The organism is Pantoea leporis, assembly GCF_028048155.1.
Taxonomy (GTDB): domain Bacteria; phylum Pseudomonadota; class Gammaproteobacteria; order Enterobacterales; family Enterobacteriaceae; genus Pantoea; species Pantoea leporis.
The window spans coordinates 75150-98783 of the sequence record NZ_JALMEU010000005.1; the positions used below are offsets into that span (position 1 = coordinate 75150).

Here is a 23634-nt window from a genome sequence, read left to right on the forward strand (position 1 = left end):
GCGGAACGGGATCAGGGAAGCTCAAGAGCCATACGTTCCAGCTCGCTAAACGGCACCGGGCGCGAGAAGAAGTAGCCCTGCGCCGCCATCGCTGGCGAGCTACGCACCTGTTGCCACTCCTCTTCGGTTTCGACGCCTTCAACGATGACGCCGTTGCAGTAACGGTTAATCAACGCCAGCAGCATCGAGAACATCGAGCGGCCTTCATCGCTGGCGCGCAGCAGCATAAACAGCTCGCGCGAGAGTTTGATGTAGTCGTAACGCAGTTCGGTCAGCGCGGAGAAGTTCGCCATGCCAGAGCCAAAATCATCCAGCCACAGCGGCCCGAGTTCGGGCATCTTCGCCACCATCTCTTCCTGCGGCAGCGCATGATGCTCCGTTAGCTCGAAGCGCACCCACGGCAGCTGCGCAATCAGCGTGCGAATCGACTCATGCTTCTCAATCTCCATCAGCGTTGGACCGTCGATATTAACCGACGCCACCAGCTGACGCTGATTGAAAAACGCTGACCATGTTATCAGCAGCTCGAGTTGTTCCTGGACGACACCAAGCCGCTGCGCGATAGTCAGTGCTTCAAAATAGTCTTCGGGCGACAGCCTTTTTTCTGGCGCGGAGGGATGGGTAACCGCCGTCAGTAATTCAATAGCCAGCATGCGGCCTGAGACCTGGTAAATCGGCTGGAAAGTATAGAATCGTTGGCACTGTTGCCAGAAGAGACGCGTTTCCTGTTGTTGCTCCAATTCATTTGAAACAGGCAGCCGATGACTCAAATTCTTCATCACCATGGTTTTTTCCTGGTTGGTGTTGAGTGCCTGCAAATAGCATCTCAGCGGCAAGTATCGGCGATCGCCGGGATAACTTTATCAATCTCGTTAGTCCCATGAAGAGTTGAGTGTAACAGCGTGCTTCGCACTTAATCGGCAAAACAAAACGCGCTTTGGCCGCTAAATCACCGTGGCGCAGGCGGTTTGCTGCCTTAAGTTAAATCAAAACATCGTTTTAAAAACCATTGACGACTGCCATACCAGACGCGAGACTAAGGCAGAATTCACTACAGGCTGAAGACCATGACGCAGAAGAAAATCGCCATTATTGGCGAATGCATGATTGAGCTGTCCGAGAAAGGTGAGAACATCAAACGCGGTTTTGGCGGCGATACGCTGAACACGGCGGTGTATCTGGCGCGTCAGTCAGATAAACAGCTGCGTGTCGATTATGTCACCGCACTCGGCACCGACAGTTTCAGTGACCAGATGATCGCCGCCTGGCAGCAGGAAAATGTCGAAACCGCGCTGGTTCAGCGCCTCGACAATAAAATGCCGGGTTTGTACTTCATCGAAACCGACGACCACGGCGAGCGGACCTTCTGGTACTGGCGCAACGACGCCGCCGCCCGTTTCTGGCTGGACAGCGCGCAAGCGGACGCGATTTGCCAGCAGCTGGCGCACTATGATTATCTCTATTTGAGCGGCATCAGCCTGGCGATTCTGCCTGCGACCAGTCGCGAAAAACTGATGACGCTGCTTAGCGCCTGTCGTCAGAACGGTGGCAAGGTGATTTTCGATAACAACTATCGTCCGCGTCTGTGGGCCGATAAAGCCAGCGCTCAGCAGGCGTATGCCGAGATGCTGCGTCATACCGACATGGCATTTCTGACGCTCGACGACGAAGATTTGCTGTGGGGCGAGCAGCCGCTGGATGCGGTGATTGCTCGCACACGCGCTGCGGGCGTGCAGGAAATTGCCATCAAACGCGGTGCGGACTCCTGTCTGGTGGCGGTTGGCGATGAGCCGCTGCGCGAGGTCGCCGCCATCAAGCTGGCGAAAGAGAAAGTGATCGATACCACCGCGGCTGGCGACTCCTTCAGCGCTGGTTATCTGGCGGTGCGTTTAGCCGGAGGAAGCGCCGAAGATGCCGCCGCACGCGGTCATCTCACCGCCAGCACGGTGATCCAGTATCGCGGGGCGATTATCCCGCTCAGCGCGATGCCGAAATGACTTAACCACCTGCACCAACCGTAGCGGCGCAATTGATTGCGCGATGAATCGCGCCGCTACAAATCTCTGCGCCATTCATTACCTGTGCTAACCAACCCGCCCGCGCAGTTTGCCTTAACGCAGCATTTTTCCCTGCCAATTTCCGCTAACGACCTGACTCATCCACTTCTGTAACAAAAACGGTATTACTTCTTCACTCGCGCTAATCAGATCGATTTAAATTCAATGTGTTATGGCAGGAAATCTGGCCGCCAGGCATAGTCCGAAACTGGCGAAATCGGCGGTTTTCGGCTGGACGCCAGCAGCAAAAAAGACCATGTTTTAATCAACAACAGCAGGACGCTGTTACTCCGGCCGCGAAAAAAATAACGACAACATGACTCGCTCAGGACTGACTTATGCACACAGAAATCATCAATATCTGGCCACACGGTGATGCGCCAGGCGCGAGCGATTCGCGCGCTCAGCCGCAGATCGTCGATCTCGCCAAAGAGTATGAACCTTATGACCGCGCCGCCACCGGCGTGCGCTGCCCGGAAATTGCCATCTGGCATCCGGAAACCTCGAACGGCATCACGCTGCTGGTCGCGCCGGGCGGCGGTTATCAGCGGGTATTGATCGACCGCGAAGGCAGCGCGCTTGCCACTTTCTTCACGTCAATGGGCTACACGCTGGCGGTGATGACGTATCGCCTGCCGTATGACGGTCACCATGAAGGTCCAGACGCGCCGCTGGCCGATGCGCAGCGTGCGGTGCGCGTGCTGCGTGAACGTGCGCAGCGCGGGCTGAACGGCAAATATATCGTGATGATGGGCTTCTCGGCGGGTGGACACGTTGCCGCCAGCCTCGGCACCCGCTTTGGCGAGAAACTCTATCCGGTGCAGGATCAAGCCGACAGCTTCACACCGCGCCCGGATGCGATGGTGCTGCTCTATCCGGTGATCAGCATGCGTGAAGGTCTGGCGCATGAAGGTGCACGCACCCGCTTGCTCGGCGCATGGCCGGATCAGAAGATGGTTGATGCTTATTCGCTGGAGACGCGCGTACACGCACACACGCCACCGACGCTGCTGATTCACGCGTCCGATGATGAATCGGTTTCGGTGAACAACAGCATGGTGTTCTTCAGCGCGCTGCGTGAGCATAAAGTGCCGGTGGAGATTCACTTCTACCAGAAAGGCGGCCACGGATTTGGTATCCGTGGCGTGGCAGATTTACCGCTCGCCAGTTGGCCGATGCTGGTAACCGAATGGCTACGTGCTAAGACCTAATGTTTAGGATGATGGCGCGGTCTGATCCGCCGCGCCTGCGCTGTTATCCGGTTTCACTTCTTCCGGACTCGCGGGTACCGCTGGCGGTTCGGGTAGCTTCATCACTTTATCCCAGCTTTCCTGCAGCATCTTCACGTTGGTCTCGGCTTCACCCTGCGGCTGAATCAGCACCATGGTCAGCTCCTGCGACAGTTGCTGGCGCAGTTCCTGATTTAGCTGATCGCGCGTCATCTCGCTGAGGAAGGTTTGACGCAGCTTCTGATACTGCTCAGGCGCAATGTCCACCACCGCGTTTTGCTGCGAGCGCAGACGCTGGCCCATCAGAATATCGGTGTCGGTGCGGGCGTATGTGGCAAACAGCTTATTGAGCTCCAGCAGCTTCTGCGCCATCAGCGCATCAAACTCTTCCTGCGGTAACCCTTTGTCGCGCACCGCCGCCAGCTCTTTCGCTACCTGATTCATATTCTGCGGCAAAGAGGCATTCGGGCTGTCCATGTTGATCGAGCACTGCGCACGTTGATAGAGCACGCGGCAATCGAAGCCAACCTGCACGCTTTGCGCTTTGCTGTCAGCCAGCGCGCGCTGCACATGCCAGAACAGCGCTTCACGCGCTAAATCGCTCTGCCAGTAGCGCTGCAAATTTTGCGAATCACGAATCGGCTGCCATGCGGTGTCCCACACCAGCGACAGGCGATCCTGATTCATGCCGCCATTCACCAGATTCACCGGCTGATGCGGCAGCGGTGACAGCGTCGGTAGCGCGGCAGGTGCGACACGCTTACCTTTCAGCGGCGCAAAAGCTTTGTTGATCTGCTCCGCCATGCTGCGGCTATCGACGTTACCTACCACGTACAGCGTCATGCCGTCGGGCGTGTACCACTGCTGATAGAAGCTGTTGAGCTGTGCGATATCCACCGGCGCGCGCGGTTGCTCGCCGGGATCGTGCGCCAGCATCGCCGAGCCTTTCAGGCGATAGCGCCACCACACATCCTGCGTATTGGCAGGCCAGGTGGCAATCGGATCGGTCGCCATTAATGCGGTAGAAACCACCTGCTCATTAATCGTCATTTTCCCGGCGGTCGCCGCCAGCCAGCTGAGCGCTTCTTTCAGCAGATCAGGGCGGTTATTCGGCAAGCTCAGGTTGTATTGGGTGTAATCGTACGACGAAATAGCGGGTGGCAGCGGACGTTGCGGATCCATGGCTTGCTGCCACAGCGCACGTTGCTGATTGGTGTCCAGCGTGGCGTTATGCACCATCGCTAAACGCGGTAAAAGATGGCTATAGCCGGTTTGTTGCGCACTCTCCACCAGCGAACCGGTGTTAACAATCAGGCGCAGCTCAATACGATCGCTTGGACGTTGTGGTGTGGTTAGCAGCTGCCAGCTAAAACCATTGTCCAGTTTGCCTTCCTGCCAGGCGGGATCGGGTTGGAGCGTCTCGGCGTGCACGCCAAAACCGGACGCTGCCAGTAGCAATCCGCCAACCAAAAGCCGAATTCTGGTGCCCTGCATGTGAACCCCTACTCAAACAGATCAACGCTCGTTAGCGCGGCATGTTCGGTCACATCTGGGGTGACCGGCGCGGCATTGTGCCGCCACGTTTATTTAATAACAGACTCTTTGACCACGAGAAGGTCAGGATGTCGCGCAACGAGGCAAAAAATCGGGAAAAAAATCAATGGGGTTTATTATGCAAATGCCCGCTGTCAGGGCAAGCGACAGCGGGCATTTCTCGGCAAATTAACGCAAATAGCAGGTTATGCGGCGGTTTCTGGTGCGTTATTCACCTTTTTCCCGGCAGAAAGCGTCGCATTCAATTGTTTCTCATCCAGCTGGCCGACCCACTTCGCCACCACGATGGTCGCCACGCCGTTGCCCACCAGATTGGTCAGCGCACGCGCTTCGGACATAAAGCGGTCGATACCGAGAATCAGCGCCAGACCCGCAACCGGTAAATGTCCCACCGCTGACAAGGTCGCCGCCAGCACGATAAAGCCACTGCCGGTTACACCCGCTGCGCCTTTCGAGGAGAGCAGCAGCACCACTAACAGCGTGATTTGGTGGAACACGTCCATATGCGCGTTGGTCGCCTGAGCGATAAACACCGCCGCCATGGTGAGGTAAATCGAGGTGCCATCCAGGTTGAAGGAGTAGCCGGTTGGAATCACCAGCCCCACCACCGATTTCTTACAGCCCAGCTTCTCCATCTTATCCAGCATGCGCGGCAGCGCAGACTCGGAAGATGACGTGCCCAGCACAATCAGCAGCTCTTCTTTGATGTAGGCGACAAATTTAAAGATGTTGAAGCCAGCGAAGCGTGCAATCAGCCCCAACACCACCACCACGAACAGCACGCAGGTGATATAGAAGCAGATGATCAGCTGCCCCAACTGCACCAGCGAGCCGACGCCATATTTACCGATGGTGAAGGCCATCGCCCCGAAGGCACCGATTGGCGCGAGACGCATAATCATGTTGATCACGCCGAAGATCACTTTCGAGAAGCTCTCAATGACGTTGAACATCACGGTGCCGGCGCTGCCCAGGCGATGCAGGGCGAAGCCGAACAGGATAGCGAACAGCAGCACTTGCAGAATGTTGCCGCTGGCAAAGGCACCAATGACGCTATTCGGGATCACATCCAGCAGGAAGGCGACCACACCTTGCTGCTCCGCCTGCTGCGCGTATACCGCGACTGCTTTAGCATCCAGCGTGGCCGGATCAACGTTCATGCCCACGCCAGGCTGCACCACGTTAACCACCACCAAACCGATGATCAGCGCGATGGTGCTGACCACTTCAAAGTACAGCAGCGCCACTGCGCCCGTACGTCCAACGGCTTTCATGCTCTCCATGCCGGCAATACCGGTCACCACCGTACAGAAAATCACGGGGGCGATGATCATCTTGATCAACTTAACGAAACCATCGCCAAGCGGCTTCATTTGCGCGCCTAACTCAGGATAGAAGTGGCCCAACAGGACGCCGATGCCGATGGCAACCAGTACCTGAAAATAGAGGCTTTTTAAGATTTTCATAACAGGTGTCCAGTAAGACGGTTCGCACCGCCATTGTTGTGGAGAACGCATGCGGCAAGCCGCCAGAAGCGTAAAACCTTACCGATGGCGAGGAAAATAACACCCTGTTAACAAGATTAATATCCCCTACTATTCCTTACAAAAGTTACAAAACTCTAACTATGAACTGAAACGCTTCAGCACAGCGATCCGCTACAATTTTGTAAGGAAAATCAATAACCAAGGTGATTATTCAGGGAGTTGCGAGCTATTGAGCCAGCGTTGGTTAAAGATGTGGAGCGGCAGCGCTTCAGCGTATAAGTAGCCTTGCCCTATAGTAATTCCGCGCGCCAGCAGCCAGTCGCGCTGCTCGGCGGTTTCCACACCTTCGGCGATGACGTCGAGGTGAATGATGTCGGCAATCGCCGCCACGATGCGCACCATGGTGTCGTCATCCGGCAGCGCGGCGACGAAGCTGCGATCCATTTTCAGCTTATTTACCGGCAGCGCTTTGAACTGATGCAGATAGTTGAGGTTGGAGTAGCCCATTCCGAAATCATCGAGCGCTACCGCCACGCCGGTTTGCTGCAGCAAGCGCAGCAGCGCAATCGCCTGTTCGGCATCGCCAATCTGCGCGGTTTCGGTGATTTCCAATACGAAGTTGCCCGGCGCGATGCGATGGCGCTCCAGCAAGCCCTGCAAATGGCTGACCATGCTGGCATCACGCAGCTGCACCGCCGAGATATTGACGCTGAGCGGGATGTTAATGCCCTGCTTCTGCCAGCCGGCCAGAATGCGGCAGGCTTCTTCAAACACCCAGCGGCCAATGGCCGAGATCACGCCAATCTCTTCAGCGCTGGCAATAAACTCTTCCGATAATCCGTAGCTGCCATCCGGCATGCGCATGCGCAACAGCGCTTCGGCACCGGCCAGCTCGCCGGTTTCCATATTGATTTGTGGCTGGAGATAGAGGGCAAACTGCTCGTCCTGCAGACCTTGCAAGATGTCGTGTTCCTGCGTTAAACGCTTTTGCGCCCGCTCGGTGAGCGCCGGATCGAAGAACAGAATCTGGTTTTTGCCCTGATGCCGCGCCGACATCATCGCCGAGGTGGCGCGATCGAGCTGTTCGCTGGCCGAGATGCTGCTCTCTTCATGCAGCGCCAGGCCAATGCTGGCGTTCGGGCGCAGCTGCAGCTGTTGCAGGTTCACCGGCTGATTAATGCGAATCATCAGGTTGCGCGCCAGACGCATGGCGCGGAACGGATTGTGCGCGCGCTTCATCAGCAAGGCGAAGTCGCTGGGCCCGGTTTGCGCCAGCAGTGAGTGATCGTCAACGGTGCTGCGAATCTTCTCCACCAGCGTCAGCATCAGCGTATCGCGCTGCTCATCGCTCAGTACGCCGTTGGCTTCCTGCAACGTTTCAATGCGAATCACCATCAAGCCCCACGCCTGACGATTGTGGCGATGGCTGATGTGCTGTTCGAGCAGCGCAAGGAACAGCGCGCGATTGGGCAGATCCGTAACGGCAAAATGCGTGGTCATGCGGCTCATTTCGTCGTGAATCGACTCCAGCACCTGCTGATTGCGGTTGTAGCTGCGGATCAACATGCCGATTTCATCATCGCGATGATTATTCGGCAGCTTCATTTTGTGGGTCAGAATCGCCTGCGGCGGCAGCTCCTGTAAATCACGCGAAATATCGCGCAGCGGATGCACAATCAAGCGGTTGATACACCAGCTAATGGCGATCGAGAGAATCAGCGCCAGCAGCAGATAGGTGGTGATCATGGTGGATAACGTGCTGAGCAGGAACTGATAGACGCGGGAGGAATCAGCCTGTAGCACCAGATAGGCAATCGGCTTCGGCAAACCGGAACGCTCCACGGAATAGAGCGGCAGCGTGATTTGTACCGGCAGCTCAAACAGGCGTGCGACCCAGCGCGGCACCGGTTTTTCCGGCGCAAAATCGGCGTGCAGCGCCTGGAAGGCATTTGGCAACACCACATCGGCGCGCGATAAAATACCGGCCGGTTTCAGGGTATTAAGGATGCGTTCGGCTTGCGGAATATCGGCTTTGAGTACCGCTTCGGAGAGTGGCTGACGCACGGTGTGCGCCACATTTTCCATTTGCTGGGCGTAGTCAATCCTGCGCTGCTGCACAAAGTGAAAGAGCTGGATGACAATAAAGATGCAGATGGTCACCATCGCCACGGCGGAAACCGTCGCCATCTGCTTTATCGTTAGAGAACGACTGACGCGCAACAAAACTTCTCCAGGCCACCAAAGGCGTGTAATGAGATGAAATTCGCAGCGAGTATATCCCAGGTCACGCGTTTTTTTCGCCGGGATAAAGGCGAAAAATAAGCAAGTTTGGTTATTTATGAAGTGATTCGGAATTATGCAGGTTTTGACGCGCATTCAAGCGCGCCTGGCCGTCATGGATGACAACCCCATGAGATTTGTAGCGATTGCGAGTGAAAAATACGCGTTAATGCTGCAGCGCGGGTGTTGAGGCGACATCCCGAGCCGCTGAGCGAATGAGGGATTCCAGGGCGAGCCGCATGGATGCGGCGAGAGGTGGCGCTGAGCAGGAGCGAATCGCCACCGGTCCGTCAGGAATCGTGAATGAGTGAAGGCACCGCGAAGCGGCGGGTTGGGCTGGCGCAAGGCCCGGGAGTGCAGAGGGCGCGGCCAGGCGTCCTCTGCTCGGTCGCCGCACGTAGGTGCTGCAACTGCCTCAGCACATGGCGAACGAAAGTCGCTCCGCGCTTAACTGAGCGGCATCACACCATTAATGGCGCCCTACTGCGGATACGGCACCCAATCGCCGCCGTTGAGGCGGATCCACGGTTTACCCTGATACATCATCACCACCGCGTTATCGTTCTCAGACACCACCGGCGTCTGCGGCAAATTATCGGTCAGCACCGACATATTAACGTTCGGCGCGTTAAATACCTGGCCATCCACCACGCGCGACACGATTTCCGAGATCGCCATCAGGCTGGTTGGCGTCTCCACGCTAAGCGGCTGGCCCTGATGCGGTGCTTTCATGCCAACAAACTTAATGCCGACCGGCACATGGGTGATATCCGGACTGGGGATATCACGCAATCCTGACATCTGCATCTTGTCGCCCTGCAGCGCCGCGCCGTGTTCCGGCACCACCAGCACCATCACGCGACGGCCCGACTTCTCCAGATTGGTCAGGAAGGCATCGAGCTGATCAAACAGCACTTTGGCGCGCGGCTGCCAGTCTGCGCTGCGCGTACTGCCCAACTCGCGCGTACCGTCATGCAGCGGAATCAGGTTATAGAAGGTCGCGGAGCGCGCATCGCTGCTCTTGGTGCGATCGTCGAGCCAGCGCTGCATCAGCTGCGCATCATTAAATACCGGCGAGCCATCAAATGACGTCACCTCCGGCGAGATGCCCGCCTGCGACATCAGCGGCGCCTGCAGATTGCCCTCTTCGCGTAGCTCTTTGAGATAGTTACCAAACACGCCGGTGTGATCCATCATCAATTGCTGCTTAAAGCCCAGCTTCGCCAGATTATCAAACAGATAGCAACGCTGATCGGTGGCTTTGTACAGATCGCTGTGCGAGCTCTGGCCGCAGCTGGCGCGCAGCAGACGAATCCCCGCCGGGCCGCTGTAACCGGTAGCAGAGTTGTAGTTGTTAAGCAGAATATCGAAGTGCTGCCACAGCGGATGATTACGCAGCTGCGCGACGTTCAAATCCGACCACGACAGCGAACAGATGTTGATCACCAGAATATCGAACGGCTGCGAATCAGCTGGCAAGGCGTCCGGGAAATGGGTCGCACGCTGGCGCTCGGCATCGTAAAAACGGTTGAGCCACGCGGTGAGGTTGGCGCTGGTTGGCGGCGCGGATTGATCGAGGCCATCTGGCGCTTTCGCCGCTGGCGTATCGTTGAGCTTCACCGTCGGCGTGGCGGCACTGTTCGGCAGTAAATTCATTGCCGGTCCGGCGATCGTCAGCACGTTGAGCCAGATCAGCATCAGCGACACCAGCACGGTGACGCGAATCCACTGCGCGATAAACAGATACAGCACCAGCAGTACAAAGCCCGCGCCAATCATCTCCCAGTTGATAAAGCGATTGGCAAGATCGAGCAGATAGCTGGGCGAGAAGCCTGCCAGCTGGCTGCCCTGGCTCATAATCGAATTGAGTCCCGGCAGCCAGGTATCGTGCCAGAACAGCGCCACGCCAATCGGCAGCGAAATCCACTGACGCAAGCGATGCAGCCGCACGCCCGGCAGCGGGAACAGCAGCCACGCCAGAAACACCAGGTTACTTAGCGCGTGAAAATTAAGATAGCCGTACCACAGCAGCGCAAATTTGATCAGGAAGTAAAAGTTCCAGCCGCCGAGGCCGCGCCACCACGAACCGTGCATCGTGAATCTGTTATTCATGTTTATCCGTTTTATGGGTTTTGCGTTGCCACTGTCCTTCTGATCTCAATGCGCGCGTCGGCAGCAAACGCAGCAGCGGATTAGAGCCGCTACGCGCTCGTCCGCGCCCAAACAGTGATGTCAGTAACAGCAAAATCAGTAACAGCAGGATCGCCACCTGCACCCAATCCATCAGCGTCATTGGTGGCTTACTCCGTCGAGGTTGAGGGTAATCGGCTGCGGCGTTTGTGCCCCGCGCTCAGGCGCGGCGGTTTGCGTGCTGACTGGCGCAGCGGCCAGCGGCGTGGCCTGCCGGTCGCGCTGTGCCACCGGCGTCAGCTGACGAATTTTGTCCGCCTCCGACACGATCTGATTGTCTTCAAACCAGACGATACGATTGCTAAACAGCTCGTCGTGCGGCAGCGAGAAGATCGACTTCAGCGCGATATCCAAATCATTGAATCGGCATGAAGAGAGGAACAGATAGATGCGGTCGTTCACCAGCGTCACCAAATCGCCGAAGCGGCGCGGTTTACACAGCGTCAGAATCTGTTCAGGTTTCAGCTGCGGCACCGCGCGCAGCGCCACCATCAAGCCTTTGTCATTTTCCGGCAGCAGCGTATTGCTCATCAACTGCTGCACCGCCGCGCAAAAGGCATCCAGCGGTAAATAGCCTTTCTGCTGTAGCGGCTGCAGCGCCTGCATCAGGGCATTGAGATTGGCAGGCACATGGCGCGAGAACTGCTGCCCCTGAACCCCTTCCAGCGTGGTAAGAAAGCGCGACAGGCTGGCCGCGGTCGGCACAATGGCATTCAGGCCGCAGGCCAGCAGCAAACGCTCATCACTGTAGCGCAGCGTGGTACTGATTTCGCGCACCACAATCTTAAGCGCGCTACCGCGTGAGCGCCGCAAACTATGGACCATCGTTGCTAAAAAATTAATGTCTTGATTATGAACCAGAGTAAAGATGACCGTGGCGGCATTCGCCTGCTGCGCACGCGAGAACACGCTTTCATTATCGCTAAACAATTGCCATTGCGCCGAAAGCGGCGGCGCGCCTTCCAGCACACCTTCCTGAGCAAGGAATTGGTTTTCATCATTGCGGCTTAAGGGAATATTTTGTTCCGCTTGATTAACGGCAATAAATTGATTATCGACATAACTCAAACGGATAGCGCGGTCGGCCAGTAATTTATCTGCCGCATACCACCAGTTAATTCGATAATGCCAACTGTCCTGCTGAAACTCCAAATGTGCGAGACCATCAAGCTGGCGAAAATAACCTTGCAGATGATTACGCAGGTGAATTATTGACGTACCGGAGGTGATCATTAACAACGTAATTTGTTTTTTACATAACAAACGGCGCATGCGCTTAAGCCAGAAGCTTAACTCATCGGGCGATAATTTTCCCCACAGCGCGGCATTACTATAAAAAATCACCAGGCCACTGCGACTATTAAGCACACGGGAAAAATCACTTTCAAGCTGCTTTAGGCTGCGTTTATTAGCCGGCAGTGAAAATAACGGCATACGCGCTGGACCGCCGATGGGATCGGGCGTCAAAAGCGCCTGCGGTTTCTCATCCGCACTGATGAGCGTAGCCGCCTTTTGTTGGCTAACTACCTGACGCAGCAGCGTTCGCGCATCATCCTGACGCTGGCTGGTAATCCAGTAAAACCCCGGATTCTGCAGAGTATTTAATTCCTGCTGAATCTGCTGCAGGCCAAGCGCATAATGTTTTTTCATATTTGATTCGCGATCGATACAATCCAGGCTAGTTTAATCGAGACAGCCGCAATTGGAACGGGTGAAATAAAAAATAGCGTATTAGCGCAAATCATATTGATCTGTGGATAGCATTTGTCTTTACTTCAGGTTTAAACTTTACAAAAAATAAAACCACAATTCATCCGTTGTCGATTTTTTGGTGGCAAAAAATAATGAAAACAGAGAATGCATTTTCGCTGAATGCGACTAGCAGCGAAGAGCACGATGACATTACTGCCTTAAGTGATGCCTTTTCCCTTAAGGCATTTCGCTACATTGATATTGCCCGCGAAGCGCGACTGAATACCATTATGACGCGCTGGCCATTGCTGCGTGAAATAAGCGCCGCACAGGAGTCAGAACGTTAATGCCTGTTATTGCATTACAAGGATTGCGTGGCGGTTGTGGCGCTACCTCGCTGAGCGCCGCACTCGGCTGGGCGTTTAACGCGCTGCAGCAATCGGTGCTGGTTATCGATTTTTCCCCGGTAAATCAGCTAGCTGTCCACTTTAATATGCCGCTCGACCGCGCTCAGGGCTGGGCGCCCGCGCTGCTCGAACAGCAAGCGTGGCAGCAGTGCGCTCAGCGCTATCAGGCAGGGCTGGATTTTCTGCCGTTTGGCGCACTCACGTCGCAACAGTACGCCAGCATCAGCGCTATCAACGCAGAATTTGCCGCACCGCTGCTACACGCGCTACCGGCCCTGAAATCGCACTACAACTGGATTATTTTCGACATGCCAACGGATCTGTTGCCGTGGCAGCGATCCCTGGTTACCGCGGCCGATCGTCTGCTGCAGGTGCTAACGCTGGATGCCAACTGTCAGTTGCGTCTGCATCACGCGCGTTTTCCTGCGCACACGCTGTTTCTGATCAACCAGTTCAACGCCAACAGCCAGCTACAGCAGGATCTGCATCAGCTGTGGATCAACTCACTGAAAAACCTGATTCCCCAAGTGATTCACCGCGATGAAGCGCTGGCGGAAGCGCTGATGATGAAACAGCCGGTGGGCGAATATCGGCCGCATGCGCTGGCCAGCGAAGAGATCAACACCCTGGCTAACTGGCTGCTGCTGCATGTGCCGGGAGGCGCGGCGTGAATCCATTACGCTGGCTGCTGATGCCGCAAGCGTGGCAGGCGCTGCAACGCCGCGCTCAGCTGGCGCATCAGCATGGCGCGGGCCGTTTCACCATCGCGCTGCATTTAATGTGGTGCGTACTCGCGTGGTCGCTGTTGCGGCTGGAAACACCGGGATGGCAGCGCATCCTGCAACATCGTCAACGTTACTACCCGCAAATTTCGCCGCTGCGCCCACGTCCGCTTGACCCGCTGCGCTATGCACTGCAAAGCCTGTGGCTGATGCTGGTATTGCCGCTGGATAAACGCACGCGTAAAAGTTTCAGCGTCAAACCGCTGTTCCGCTGGCGCGAGCCGCTCTATCAGTGGCTCGGTGCGCTGCCGGCACGGCTGGAACGAAACCGGTTCGCCCAGCGCAGCGAACAACGTATTCAGGCGCTGCCCGCGTGGTTGCGGCAGCTGCTGTTTATCGTGGCAGCGATTGTCGCCAGCCTGCTGGCGCTGCTGTGCATCTCGCAGCCCTTCGGCATCACTACGCAGTTTGTCTTCGTGCTGCTGTTATGGGGATTGGCGATGCTGGTGCGTCGCGTGCCGGGCCGCTTGTCCACCATCATGCTGATCGTGTTATCGCTGACGATTTCCTGCCGTTATCTGTGGTGGCGCTACACCGAAACCCTCAACTGGGACGACCCGATCAGCCTGACATTTGGTCTGCTGCTGATAGGTGCAGAAACCTATGCGTGGGCGGTATTAGTGCTGGGTTATTTCCAGACGCTGTGGCCACTCAATCGTCAGCCGGTCTCGATGCCGCCGGAAATCACCTCGTGGCCGAGCGTCGATATTCTGGTACCGACCTACAACGAACCGCTGAGCGTCGTGAAACCGACCCTCTACGCGGCGATGGGCATCGATTGGCCGCAGGACAAGCTCAATATCTACCTGCTGGACGACGGCACGCGCGAAGAGTTCCGCGAGTTTGCCGCCAGCGTCGGCGTCAATTACGTGGTGCGTCCCACCCACGAACACGCCAAAGCGGGTAACATCAACCATGCTTTGAAAGCCGTGTGCCGCAGAGAATATGTTGCCATTTTTGACTGCGACCATGTGCCGACGCGCTCGTTCCTGCAGCTGACGATGGGCTGGTTCCTGAAAGATCATCGGCTGGCGATGCTGCAAACGCCGCACCACTTCTTCTCACCCGATCCGTTTGAACGTAACCTCGGTCGTTTCCGCCAGACGCCTAACGAAGGCTCGCTATTTTACGGTTTGGTGCAGGATGGCAACGATACCTGGGATGCGGCGTTCTTCTGCGGCTCTTGCGCCATATTGCGCCGAACTGCGCTGGATCAGATCGGCGGCATTGCGGTAGAAACCGTCACCGAAGATGCGCACACCTCGCTGCGCCTGCATCGTCAGGGTTACACCTCGGCGTATATCCGTATTCCGCAGGCTGCCGGTCTGGCCACCGAGAGTTTGTCCGCGCATATCGGCCAGCGTATCCGCTGGGCGCGCGGTATGGTGCAGATTTTCCGCCTCGATAACCCGCTGTTCGGTAAAGGATTAAAGCTGGTGCAGCGCCTGTGTTACGCCAACGCCATGCTGCACTTTCTCGCCGGGATTCCGCGTCTGATCTTCCTGCTGGCACCGCTGGCGTTTCTGCTGTTCCACGCCTACATCATCTACGCGCCCGCGCTGGCGATCGCCATCTACGTGTTGCCGCACATGCTGCACACCAGTTTGACCAACTCGCGCATTCAGGGCCGCTGGCGACATTCGTTCTGGAGCGAAGTGTATGAAACTGTGCTGGCGTGGTACATCGCGCGGCCAACCACGGTGGCGCTGTTTAATCCGCACAAAGGCAAATTCAACGTTACCGCCAAAGGTGGATTGGTGGCCGAACGTCATCTCGATTGGGTGATTACCAAGCCGTACATGATGCTGGTGCTGCTGAATATCGCCGGTATTGGCATGGCCTTCTGGCGCATGGCGTACGGTCCGGCCAACGAAATGCTCACCATTTGGGTCAGTTTGGTGTGGGTGATTTACAACATGATTATCCTCGGCGGCGCGGTGGCGGTATCGGTTGAAGCGCGTCAGATCCGCGAAGCGCATCGTGTGGAAATCGCCATGCCCGCCGCCATCGCACGTGAAGATGGACACATGGTGCCGTGCACCCTGCGTGACTATTCCGACGGCGGCGTGGGCGTTGAGCTGCGCGAAGCCGATGCGCTGAAAGAGGACGAAACCGTGTCGCTGCTGCTGCGCCGTGGTCAGCAAGAGTTCAGCTTCCCGTGTCAGGTGCAGCGCGTGTTTGGCCGTCGCGCCGGGATTCGCCTGCATCAACTCACGACGCGCCAACACATTGAATTTATTCAGTGCACCTTCGCTCGCGCCGATACCTGGGCGCTGTGGCAGGACGGATTCCCGGAAGATAAACCGGTGCAAAGTCTGGCCGACATTATGGTGCTGGGTTTTAAAGGCTATCTGCGTCTGGCCGAGTATGGACCTGCGCCGCTGCGCCGCTTATTCCGTGGCCTCACCGCGTTGGTGAGTTGGCTGGCGACACTGCTACCGCAGCGTATTGACCGCCAGCCTGCGACGATCAAAACCGATTTTACTTAAGTTGATGATATGACCATGACGAAAAAACTGAGTTGGTTCACCGCCCTGCTGCTGGGCTGCGTCTCTGTGGTGCAGGCCGCGCCGCTGACTTCTGGCGCCATGACTGCGCCGCAGCCGTTACCGGAGGTGAACGCGCGGGTCGACGCCAACGCGCCGCTGCGTGACAGCCAGCTGGTGTTTAATCAGGTCGCTCCGCCGCCCGGCAGCATGATGCTGCGCGGTACCGAACCGAGCAGCCAGATTGAGTTCGGCGTGCGCAGCGATGAAGTGGTGACGCGCGCGCTGCTGAATCTGAGCTATCGTCCTTCGCCGGCGCTGATTCCGACGCTGTCGCAGCTCAAAGTCTATCTCAACGATGAACTGGTGGGATTGGTGACGGTCACCGCCGAGCAGCTCGGCAAAGAGAACCAAACGCAAATCCCTATCGATCCGCGCTTTATCAGCGACTTCAACCGCGTGCGACTTGAGCTGGTAGGTCACTATGCCAACGTATGTGAAAACCCGGCCAACAGCACCATCTGGCTGGATATCGGCAAAGCCAGCAAACTCGATTTGACGCTGCAGAAGCTGCCGCTGAAGAACGATCTGTCGCATTTCCCGGAGCCGTTCTTAGATACGCGCGACAGCCGTCCGTTGCAGCTACCGATGGTCTTCAACGCCCAGCCGAATCTGCTGCAACAGCGTGCGGCCGGGATTCTGGCTTCCTGGTTTGGCAGCAAAGCGCAGTGGCGCGGACAATCTTTCCCGGTGCTGTATAACCAGCTGCCCAAAGAGCAGCATGCGGTGGTGTTTGCCACCAACGATCATCGTCCCGACTTCCTGAAAGATCTGCCGCCAGTGGAGAAACCGACGGTGGAGATGGTGAATCAGCCGGATAATCCGTACGAGAAGATGCTGCTGATCCTTGGCCGTGACGATAATGACCTGCTGACCGCCGTCGAAGGCATTGCGCAAGGCCAGCTGCTGCTGCGCGGCGACAGCTCAACCATCGACAGCGTAAAACGGCTGGCGCCGCGTCAGGCGTACGACGCGCCGAACTGGGTGCGCACCGATCGCCGCACCACCTTTGCCGAGCTGACGCAGTATCAAAACCAGCTACAGGGCAACGGTTTGCAGCCGAATCCGATCAGCCTGACGCTGAATCTGCCACCGGATCTGTTCCTGGTGCGCGCGCGCGGCATCGATATGGATCTGCGCTACCGCTACACCTCGCCGATTCAGCAGGATGGCTCGCGTCTCGCGGTGCATCTCAACAATCAGTTCATGCAGGATTATCCGCTGACGCAGAAAGATACCGCCGGTCAGCAGCTGATGCGCATCCCGCTGATGCAGGGTTTGCAGGACAGCAATCGCCAGTTGACCATTCCGGCGCTGCGCCTCGGCGTGGTGAATCAGCTGCGTTTTAACTTTGATTACGCCAACACCTTTATTGGCGGTACCGCCGATGGCCGCTGCGAAACCGTCACCGCCGTCGGACATCACGTGGTGATTGACGATACCTCGAGCATCGATTTCTCCGGCTATCGTCACTACATCGAAATGCCGTCGCTGGGCGCGTTCGCCAACGCCGGTTTCCCGTACAGCCGCTACGCCGATCTGGCGCAAACGCTGGTGCTGGTGCAATCCAGGCCGAGCAATGACGAAGTCAGCACGCTGCTGAATGCGCTCGGCAGCATCGGCGCACAAACCGGTTATCCGGCGCTGCGCGTGCAGATGAGCGATGACTGGAGCAAAGCGAAATCGGCGGATGCGGATATGTTGATGATCGGCGGCATTCCGCAGGATCTGCAGGACGACACGAAGATCCCGCTGCTGGCCGATGCCGCCCGCAGCTGGATCAGCATGCCTGCACGCAGCAACGCAGCAGCCAACGTACCGATTTCTGACAGTGAACGCGCGGTGGAAAGCCAAACTACCATTAGCTCACGCGGGCCGATGGGCGCGATTGTCGGTTTCCAGTCACCGTTCAACGATCAACGCAGCGTCGTGGCATTGCTGGCCGACAGCCCACGCGGCTGGGAATTGCTGAATAACGCGCTGCTCGACAGCGGCAAACGCGCGGCAGTGTTCGGTACCGCCACGGTGATCCGTGAATCGGGGGTTAACAGCATCCGCGTCGGCGATACCTATTACGTCGGTCACCTGCCGTGGTGGGAACGCCTGTGGAATCTGCTGGCCACCCATCCGGTGTGGCTGGCGATTTGCGCGGTGGTGGTCGTGGTTCTGTTTGCGCTGATGGCGTGGCGTTTAATGCGCATGGTCAGCCGTCGCCGTCTGGCCGAGCTGGATGACGATGAATAAGCTGCAGCTGGGATTGCTGATCAGTAGCACGCTCGGGGTGTTGGCAGGCGCGACTGCCGCCCCGATCGGTCCCCAGGTTTCGCCGGTTGAGTGGCTGCTGATGCAGATTCGTACCGGCGAATCGACCAACAAAATCGATCTGGTACAGCAATCGCTCTATCGGCTGGAAAAAATCGATCCTGATAATCCGCAGGTGCTGGCGGCGCAAATCCGCATGGCACTGCGCCAGGGCGATCAGGCCAAAGCGCAAAAACTGCTGGATGAACTGAAGCGCGTGGCACCGAATGCCGCCGCCACGCGTGAATCAGCAGCCGGCTTGCGTCTGGTGACTGCGGAAGGGCGTCAGCAGCTGCAGCAGGCGCGACTGCTGGCCACCGCCGGGCACGTCGTAGAAGCCAAAGCCGCGTGGGACGCGCTGTTCCACGGCGTGTTCCCTGATGTGAATACCGAGCTGGAGTATTGGCGGCTGGTGGCGCGTTTACCCGGCCAGCAGCTGCAAGCGTATCAACAGTTGCAGGCGCTGGAACAGCGCTATCCCGGCAACATCGGCGTAGAACTGCAGCTGGCGCGCATGGCGTTTGATAATAATCAGCCGGCCGAAGCCTTCACCCAGTTGCGTCGTCTCGCCAACCGCAACGGCGGGCGCGATGCCGCTTCCGAGCTGTGGCTACAGCAGATCCAGAATCAGCCGGTGAGCGAAAGCAGCGTCGCCAGCCTGCAGCAATATCTGCAAACCTTTACCGAAGGCGATGCCCAGCAGCGCGGTCAGCAAGAGCTGGCGCGTCAGCAAAAACTGCTCGCCGATCCGGCGTATCGCCAGCGCATGCGTGGCTTAGCGCTGGTGGATGCCGGTGGCGGCGCCAATGCGATTGCCGCGCTCAATGCCGCGCTAACCGCCAATCCCAACGATGCTGAACTGATGGGCGCGATGGGCCAGGCGCAGGCGCGAGCCAACAATCGCGCCGCCGCCATTCGCTGGCTGGAGAAAGCGATACAGGCCGGTCAGGCCAGCACGCAGATCGGCAAATGGCAGTCGCTGCTGCAAACCAACCGTTACTGGCTGGCGATTAACAACGGCGATGCGGCGCTGAAAAAAGGCGATATCGCCGCGGCGGAAGGCTATTACCGCAGCGCGCAAGAGTTGGATAATCGCGATAGCTGGGCGCTGATTGGCTTAGGTGATGCCGCGCTGGCACGCAAAAATTCTGCGCAGGCAGAGCGTTATTGGCAGCAGGCGCTGCGCTTAGATCGCAGCAATAGCACGGCGAAACGTCGTCTGCTACAGCTGCGCACCGATGCGCTAATGGCCGAAGCCGATGCGCTGGCGCAGCAAGGCCAATGGCATCAGGCGGCGGAGAAGTATCGCCAGCTGGCGCAGGCGAATCCCGATGATATCTGGCTGGTTTATCGACTGGCTGGCGCGCTGCGCAACGGCGGCGAAGAAACTCAGGGCGCGCAGGTGATGGACGCGATGGTGCGCCAGCATCCACAGGAACCCACAGCGCTGTATGCATCGGCGCTGTGGCTGGCTTCCGGCGACCGCGATGACGCGGCGCTGGCCACCTTGCATCGCCTGCCCGCTGCGCGCTGGGACAGCAACATGCATGAGCTGGCCGATCGTCTCGAGCAGGACAAAGTGTTTACCCGCGCCAGTGATTTACGCACGCGCGGCGATGAAACGGCGGCGATTGCATTACTACAACAGCAACCCGCTTCTATCCGCCGCGATATCACGCTGGCCGATTGGGCGCTGGAGCGCGGCGACGCCCGCAGTGCGCTGGCGAGCTATCAACAGGTGCAGCAGCAAGACCGTAAAAACGGCGATGCGGCGCTGGGTCGTATCGAAGCCTTGATCGCCTTAAAACGCCCTGCAGAAGCGCAACGCGCGTTACAAGACTTGCCGCCAGGCGTGGCGCAGCAAAGCGTGAACAGTGGTCGGCGCGTGGCGCTCGCCTGGCAAAACAGTGGCGATGCGGTGCGTGCTCAACAGATGTTTGCTGAGCTGAAAATCCGCGCGGCGCAACAGGCCGCGTCACAGGAAAAAGCGTTGGTGTTTCGCGATGCGGCGCGGCTGGAAACGCAGCTGCAACAACCCGCACAAGCGCAGCAGGATTATCAACGGGCGATGGCCGCGAGCGGCATCAGCCCGGATGTGCCACAGGATAACGATCGTTATACGCAATTAACCCGCAATCAGGCGCAGGATGACTGGCTGAAACGTAGCATCCGCAGCGACGCCGCCGATCTTTATCGTCAGCAGGACACCACGTTCACGCTGGAGCAGGATTACTCGCGCAACAAAGGCAACGGCGGCACTTCCGATTTCACCGCCCATACCACCATGATGCAGGCGGAAACACCGCTGGCCGATGGCCACAGCTTTGTGCGTGTCGATCATGTGCGGGTTTCAGCCGGCACTTTCTCCACCAGCAACGGCAGCCACAGCGAGCAGTTCGGCAGCTGTAACGATGACAATTCCGGCGGATGCAGCCGCGACTTTACTCAGCGCGATGAAGGTACCGCGCTAGGCGTGGGCTGGCATAACGATCGCTGGTCGGCTGATTTCGGCACCACGCCGCTCGGCTTCGAGACCCGCAACTGGGTCGGCGGCGTCAGTTGGAAAACCGACGTCAAAGACATTGGCCTGACGTTCACCGCATCACGCCGACCGATCTCCAGCTCGCTGCTGGCGTACGCAGGCGCGCGCGATCCCGCGGCAAACGGCGGCAAAACCTGGGGCGGCGTGGTGGCAACCGGCGGCTCGCTCGGACTGAGTTATGATCAGGGCGGCGCGCATGGCGTGTGGGGCGATATCAGTGCGCATCAACTCAGCGGTGATAACGTGGCGGATAACAGCCGCGAGCGCCTGATGGCGGGCTATTACTACAAGCTGATTAATGAAGATAATCGCCGCGCCACCGTGGGCCTGAACAGCATGCTGTGGCATTACCAGAAGGATCTCAGCGACTACACCTTCGGTCAGGGCGGCTATTACAGCCCGCAGCAATATTTCTCGCTGTCGCTGCCGGTGACCTATCGCCAGCGCACAGAGAACTGGTCGTTTGATCTCGGCGGCTCGGTTTCCTGGTCGCAATCGCATACCGACGGGCAGCAGCGCTATCCGGTCAATCCAGGCTTTATGCTGGCGTCGAATCCCACCTCAGACAGCAGTTCGGGTAGAGGTTTTGGCTACACGCTGCAGGCGCTGGTAGAGCGACGCATTACGCCGCATTGGTCGGTGGGATTGGCGATGGATATTCAGCAGGCGAAGGATTACACCCCGAGCCACGGCCTGATTTTCATGCGCTACTCGATGTCCGGCTGGAACGGCGACATGGATATGCCGCCACAACCGCTGACGCCGTATGCGGATTTTAAATAGCACTTCGGACGTAGCTCACATTAACTCTGACGCCTGAGAGTCTTTAACGGCACACATTTTAGTGTACAATGTACTCCTTGAAGGCAAAGGAGATAGCCGATGAGTCATGCGATTGAGTTTATTGAAACTCCAATATTTACTCGCCAGATAAAGCAAATCGCCACGGATGACGAACTCAGGGAGTTACAAAAAACGCTTATCGAGTCACCTGAGAAAGGTGATCTCATTCAACATACTGGTGGCCTGCGAAAAATCAGGATGGCAACGGGTAATCAGGGAAAAAGTGGCAGTGCAAGGGTGATTTATTTCCTCGCCACCGTTGAAGTGATTTACCTGGTAATGGCCTACCCGAAAAATATCAAAGAGAGCCTCACGCATGCGGAAAAAGCCGAGTTGAAGAAGTTGACCCAACGATTAAAAGACGAGGTATAACATGAGTTTTTTTGACGAGCTGAAAGCATCGCTTGAAGAAGCTGTAGAAATTAAAAACGGTACAAGCGAGCCTGCTCGCGTTACCCGTTATGAGTTGGCTGATGTAAAAGCCATTAGGATGCAGCTGAACGTCTCGCAAAGCGAAATGGCGCAGGTCCTCGGCACCAGCCTTGATACCATTAAAAGTTGGGAAACGGGGCGGCGCAATCCGACCGGACTGGCCGCAAAGGTGCTGGCAATGATTCAAGCCAATCCAAAATTCTTCCACGAGCTTGCGTCACATTAATCAACAGCTCCGCCGTCCTGAAGTCGCCATTTATAGCGACCAGGCCAAAAATGAGATTTAGCGCTTTTCCTGATATGCCAGCCAGGTCAGCAGCTGCAGGCTGGCGGAAAAGTAGTTTTGATCCGCTGCCAGCGTGTCATTGAGATACTGGGTTTGGCCCAGGGTCAAATCGCGCACCGCAATCAATCCCCCCTCCATGTTGTACGGCGCTGGCGTGTTGCCCAACACATCATACCAGGCGGGCGTGGTCATGCGCGCCGAACCTTGCCAGACACGCTGGAACGGCACCAGACGCAGGCTTTGCGGGTCGTACCACCAGATATTTAGCGGAATACGGATCGCGTCATAGCTGAAGCGATTGGAATAGCCGACCGCCGGTGCCACAGAACCATCAGCATTCAGCGCCACCCAATCGAGCGGCAGGCCGGTTTTGCCGAAGTGCATCTCACCCAGCAAATCCATGCCGTCATCAATCAGCTCATTCCAGATACGCAGATGGCTGTGTTCCGCAAACTCGCGCCAGGCCTCAAACAGGAAATAAGAGGGATTAAGCACCACGTAGCTGGTTTTGTTGAAGCCCTGCGCGCCCGGCAGCATCACTTTATGTCCGCCGTAGCTGATCACATTCAGCTTCACGATCGCACGCTGAATGCGGTCGGAGGCCTGCTGATAATCGCCGCCCCACTTCTGTGCCGCACGTTGCAGCGCCCAGGCAATCAGGACATCACCATCGGAAGCGTTATTTTTGTCGGCAATCGGATCGGCGGCGCCTGGCGTGTAGCGCCAGTAGAACAGATCGTTTTGCGGATTACGCAGATGGCTGCGCGTCCACTGCCACAGCAGATCGAAAGTGGCGCGATCGTCATGCGCCACCGCCAGCAACATGCCGTAGCCTTGCCCTTCGGTATGGCTAACGTTGTTGTTGGCCGTATCGCTGATTCGGCCATCGCTGCCCATAAAACGGCTTTTATAGGTACTCCAGCCATCTGCGGCCGCCTGAGCGCTAAAAAACATCACCATGAAACACAGCATCCATTGACGCCAGAACCGCATCACTCTCATTACA

The 23634-nt window shown here is 57.3% G+C and carries 17 protein-coding genes; 9 read left to right on the forward strand and 8 right to left on the reverse strand.

Annotated elements, in window-relative coordinates:
- Positions 1-11 precede the first annotated feature (11 nt).
- Positions 12-785 carry a cyclic-guanylate-specific phosphodiesterase gene (pdeH, locus tag MWH02_RS14800; protein ID WP_101763780.1) on the reverse strand — a complete coding sequence of 258 codons (774 nt, stop codon included), beginning with the start codon at positions 783-785 and terminating at the stop codon, positions 12-14.
- A gap of 282 nt (positions 786-1067) precedes the next feature.
- Here pdeH and kdgK point away from each other — a divergent pair, with 282 nt between their 5' ends.
- Positions 1068-1997: a 2-dehydro-3-deoxygluconokinase gene (gene kdgK, locus MWH02_RS14805; RefSeq protein WP_101763781.1), complete on the forward strand. Its 930-nt coding sequence runs from the start codon at positions 1068-1070 to the stop codon at positions 1995-1997.
- Between the two features lie 398 nt (positions 1998-2395).
- Positions 2396-3268, forward strand: coding sequence for an alpha/beta hydrolase (locus tag MWH02_RS14810; RefSeq protein WP_101763782.1), 873 nt, complete (start codon positions 2396-2398; stop codon positions 3266-3268).
- Positions 3269-3271: 3 nt separating this feature from the next.
- Here the strand turns inward: MWH02_RS14810 and MWH02_RS14815 are convergent, their stop codons facing one another.
- The 6 genes from MWH02_RS14815 to bcsE form a co-directional block, all read right to left on the reverse strand.
- Complete coding sequence (locus MWH02_RS14815) at positions 3272-4780, reverse strand: M16 family metallopeptidase (RefSeq protein ID WP_101763783.1); 1509 nt, start codon at positions 4778-4780, stop codon at positions 3272-3274.
- 245 nt (positions 4781-5025) lie between these two features.
- On the reverse strand, positions 5026-6306 hold the full coding sequence (locus tag MWH02_RS14820) for a dicarboxylate/amino acid:cation symporter (protein ID WP_101763784.1): 1281 nt from the start codon (positions 6304-6306) through the stop codon (positions 5026-5028).
- A gap of 228 nt (positions 6307-6534) precedes the next feature.
- The gene (gene hmsP, locus MWH02_RS14825; RefSeq protein WP_271460988.1) at positions 6535-8547 is read right to left on the reverse strand and encodes a biofilm formation regulator HmsP; all 2013 of its coding nucleotides are present in this window, start codon (positions 8545-8547) and stop codon (positions 6535-6537) included.
- Positions 8548-9087: 540 nt separating this feature from the next.
- Positions 9088-10719, reverse strand: a complete 1632-nt coding sequence (gene bcsG / locus MWH02_RS14830) for a cellulose biosynthesis protein BcsG (protein ID WP_110867905.1) — start codon at positions 10717-10719, stop codon at positions 9088-9090.
- A complete protein-coding gene (gene bcsF / locus MWH02_RS14835) occupies positions 10712-10900 on the reverse strand; it encodes a cellulose biosynthesis protein BcsF (protein WP_271460915.1) in 189 nt (62 codons plus the stop codon). The genes bcsG and bcsF overlap by 8 nt, the downstream gene beginning before the upstream one ends.
- The gene (gene bcsE, locus MWH02_RS14840; RefSeq protein WP_271460916.1) at positions 10897-12447 is read right to left on the reverse strand and encodes a cellulose biosynthesis protein BcsE; all 1551 of its coding nucleotides are present in this window, start codon (positions 12445-12447) and stop codon (positions 10897-10899) included. The genes bcsF and bcsE overlap by 4 nt, the downstream gene beginning before the upstream one ends.
- Before the next feature lie 194 nt (positions 12448-12641).
- Between bcsE and bcsR the strand changes: the two genes are divergently transcribed.
- The 7 genes from bcsR (at position 12642) to nadS (ending at position 22568) form a co-directional block, all read left to right on the forward strand.
- Positions 12642-12836, forward strand: coding sequence for a cellulose biosynthesis protein BcsR (gene bcsR / locus MWH02_RS14845; RefSeq protein ID WP_101763788.1), 195 nt, complete (start codon positions 12642-12644; stop codon positions 12834-12836).
- Positions 12836-13567 carry a cellulose biosynthesis protein BcsQ gene (gene bcsQ, locus MWH02_RS14850; protein WP_271460917.1) on the forward strand — a complete coding sequence of 244 codons (732 nt, stop codon included), beginning with the start codon at positions 12836-12838 and terminating at the stop codon, positions 13565-13567. The genes bcsR and bcsQ overlap by 1 nt, the downstream gene beginning before the upstream one ends.
- Positions 13564-16167 carry a UDP-forming cellulose synthase catalytic subunit gene (bcsA, locus tag MWH02_RS14855; RefSeq protein WP_271460918.1) on the forward strand — a complete coding sequence of 868 codons (2604 nt, stop codon included), beginning with the start codon at positions 13564-13566 and terminating at the stop codon, positions 16165-16167. Before bcsQ ends, bcsA begins: the two co-directional genes overlap by 4 nt.
- 15 nt (positions 16168-16182) lie before the next feature.
- A complete protein-coding gene (bcsB, locus tag MWH02_RS14860; RefSeq protein ID WP_271460919.1) occupies positions 16183-18468 on the forward strand; it encodes a cellulose biosynthesis cyclic di-GMP-binding regulatory protein BcsB in 2286 nt (761 codons plus the stop codon).
- Positions 18461-21850 (forward strand): cellulose synthase complex outer membrane protein BcsC, encoded by a 3390-nt coding sequence (gene bcsC / locus MWH02_RS14865; protein ID WP_271460920.1) that lies wholly within the window; start codon positions 18461-18463, stop codon positions 21848-21850. The genes bcsB and bcsC overlap by 8 nt, the downstream gene beginning before the upstream one ends.
- A 99-nt stretch (positions 21851-21949) precedes the next feature.
- On the forward strand, positions 21950-22282 hold the full coding sequence (locus tag MWH02_RS14870; protein WP_222234972.1) for a type II toxin-antitoxin system RelE/ParE family toxin: 333 nt from the start codon (positions 21950-21952) through the stop codon (positions 22280-22282).
- A 1-nt stretch (position 22283) separates the two neighbouring features.
- Positions 22284-22568 carry a NadS family protein gene (nadS, locus tag MWH02_RS14875; RefSeq protein WP_222234973.1) on the forward strand — a complete coding sequence of 95 codons (285 nt, stop codon included), beginning with the start codon at positions 22284-22286 and terminating at the stop codon, positions 22566-22568.
- 57 nt (positions 22569-22625) lie between these two features.
- On the opposite strand, the gene MWH02_RS14880 is transcribed toward nadS, so the two are convergent.
- Positions 22626-23630, reverse strand: a complete 1005-nt coding sequence (locus tag MWH02_RS14880; protein WP_101763795.1) for a family 8 glycosyl hydrolase — start codon at positions 23628-23630, stop codon at positions 22626-22628.
- Positions 23631-23634 lie beyond the last annotated feature (4 nt).

Excerpts from the sequence above, each read along its gene's own strand:
- MWH02_RS14880 (WP_101763795.1), bottom strand. The coding sequence starts at position 23,630 with ATGAGAGTGATGCGGTTCTGGCGTCAATGGATGCTGTGTTTCATGGTG.
- bcsC (WP_271460920.1), top strand. The coding sequence starts at position 18,461 with ATGAATAAGCTGCAGCTGGGATTGCTGATCAGTAGCACGCTCGGGGTG.
- MWH02_RS14820 (WP_101763784.1), bottom strand. The coding sequence starts at position 6,306 with ATGAAAATCTTAAAAAGCCTCTATTTTCAGGTACTGGTTGCCATCGGC.
- pdeH (WP_101763780.1), bottom strand. The coding sequence starts at position 785 with ATGGTGATGAAGAATTTGAGTCATCGGCTGCCTGTTTCAAATGAATTG.
- bcsF (WP_271460915.1), bottom strand. The coding sequence starts at position 10,900 with ATGACGCTGATGGATTGGGTGCAGGTGGCGATCCTGCTGTTACTGATT.
- bcsE (WP_271460916.1), bottom strand. The coding sequence starts at position 12,447 with ATGAAAAAACATTATGCGCTTGGCCTGCAGCAGATTCAGCAGGAATTA.
- MWH02_RS14870 (WP_222234972.1), top strand. The coding sequence starts at position 21,950 with ATGAGTCATGCGATTGAGTTTATTGAAACTCCAATATTTACTCGCCAG.
- bcsR (WP_101763788.1), top strand. The coding sequence starts at position 12,642 with ATGAAAACAGAGAATGCATTTTCGCTGAATGCGACTAGCAGCGAAGAG.
- MWH02_RS14810 (WP_101763782.1), top strand. The coding sequence starts at position 2,396 with ATGCACACAGAAATCATCAATATCTGGCCACACGGTGATGCGCCAGGC.
- MWH02_RS14815 (WP_101763783.1), bottom strand. The coding sequence starts at position 4,780 with ATGCAGGGCACCAGAATTCGGCTTTTGGTTGGCGGATTGCTACTGGCA.
- bcsB (WP_271460919.1), top strand. The coding sequence starts at position 16,183 with ATGACGAAAAAACTGAGTTGGTTCACCGCCCTGCTGCTGGGCTGCGTC.
- kdgK (WP_101763781.1), top strand. The coding sequence starts at position 1,068 with ATGACGCAGAAGAAAATCGCCATTATTGGCGAATGCATGATTGAGCTG.
- bcsG (WP_110867905.1), bottom strand. The coding sequence starts at position 10,719 with ATGAATAACAGATTCACGATGCACGGTTCGTGGTGGCGCGGCCTCGGC.
- bcsQ (WP_271460917.1), top strand. The coding sequence starts at position 12,836 with ATGCCTGTTATTGCATTACAAGGATTGCGTGGCGGTTGTGGCGCTACC.
- nadS (WP_222234973.1), top strand. The coding sequence starts at position 22,284 with ATGAGTTTTTTTGACGAGCTGAAAGCATCGCTTGAAGAAGCTGTAGAA.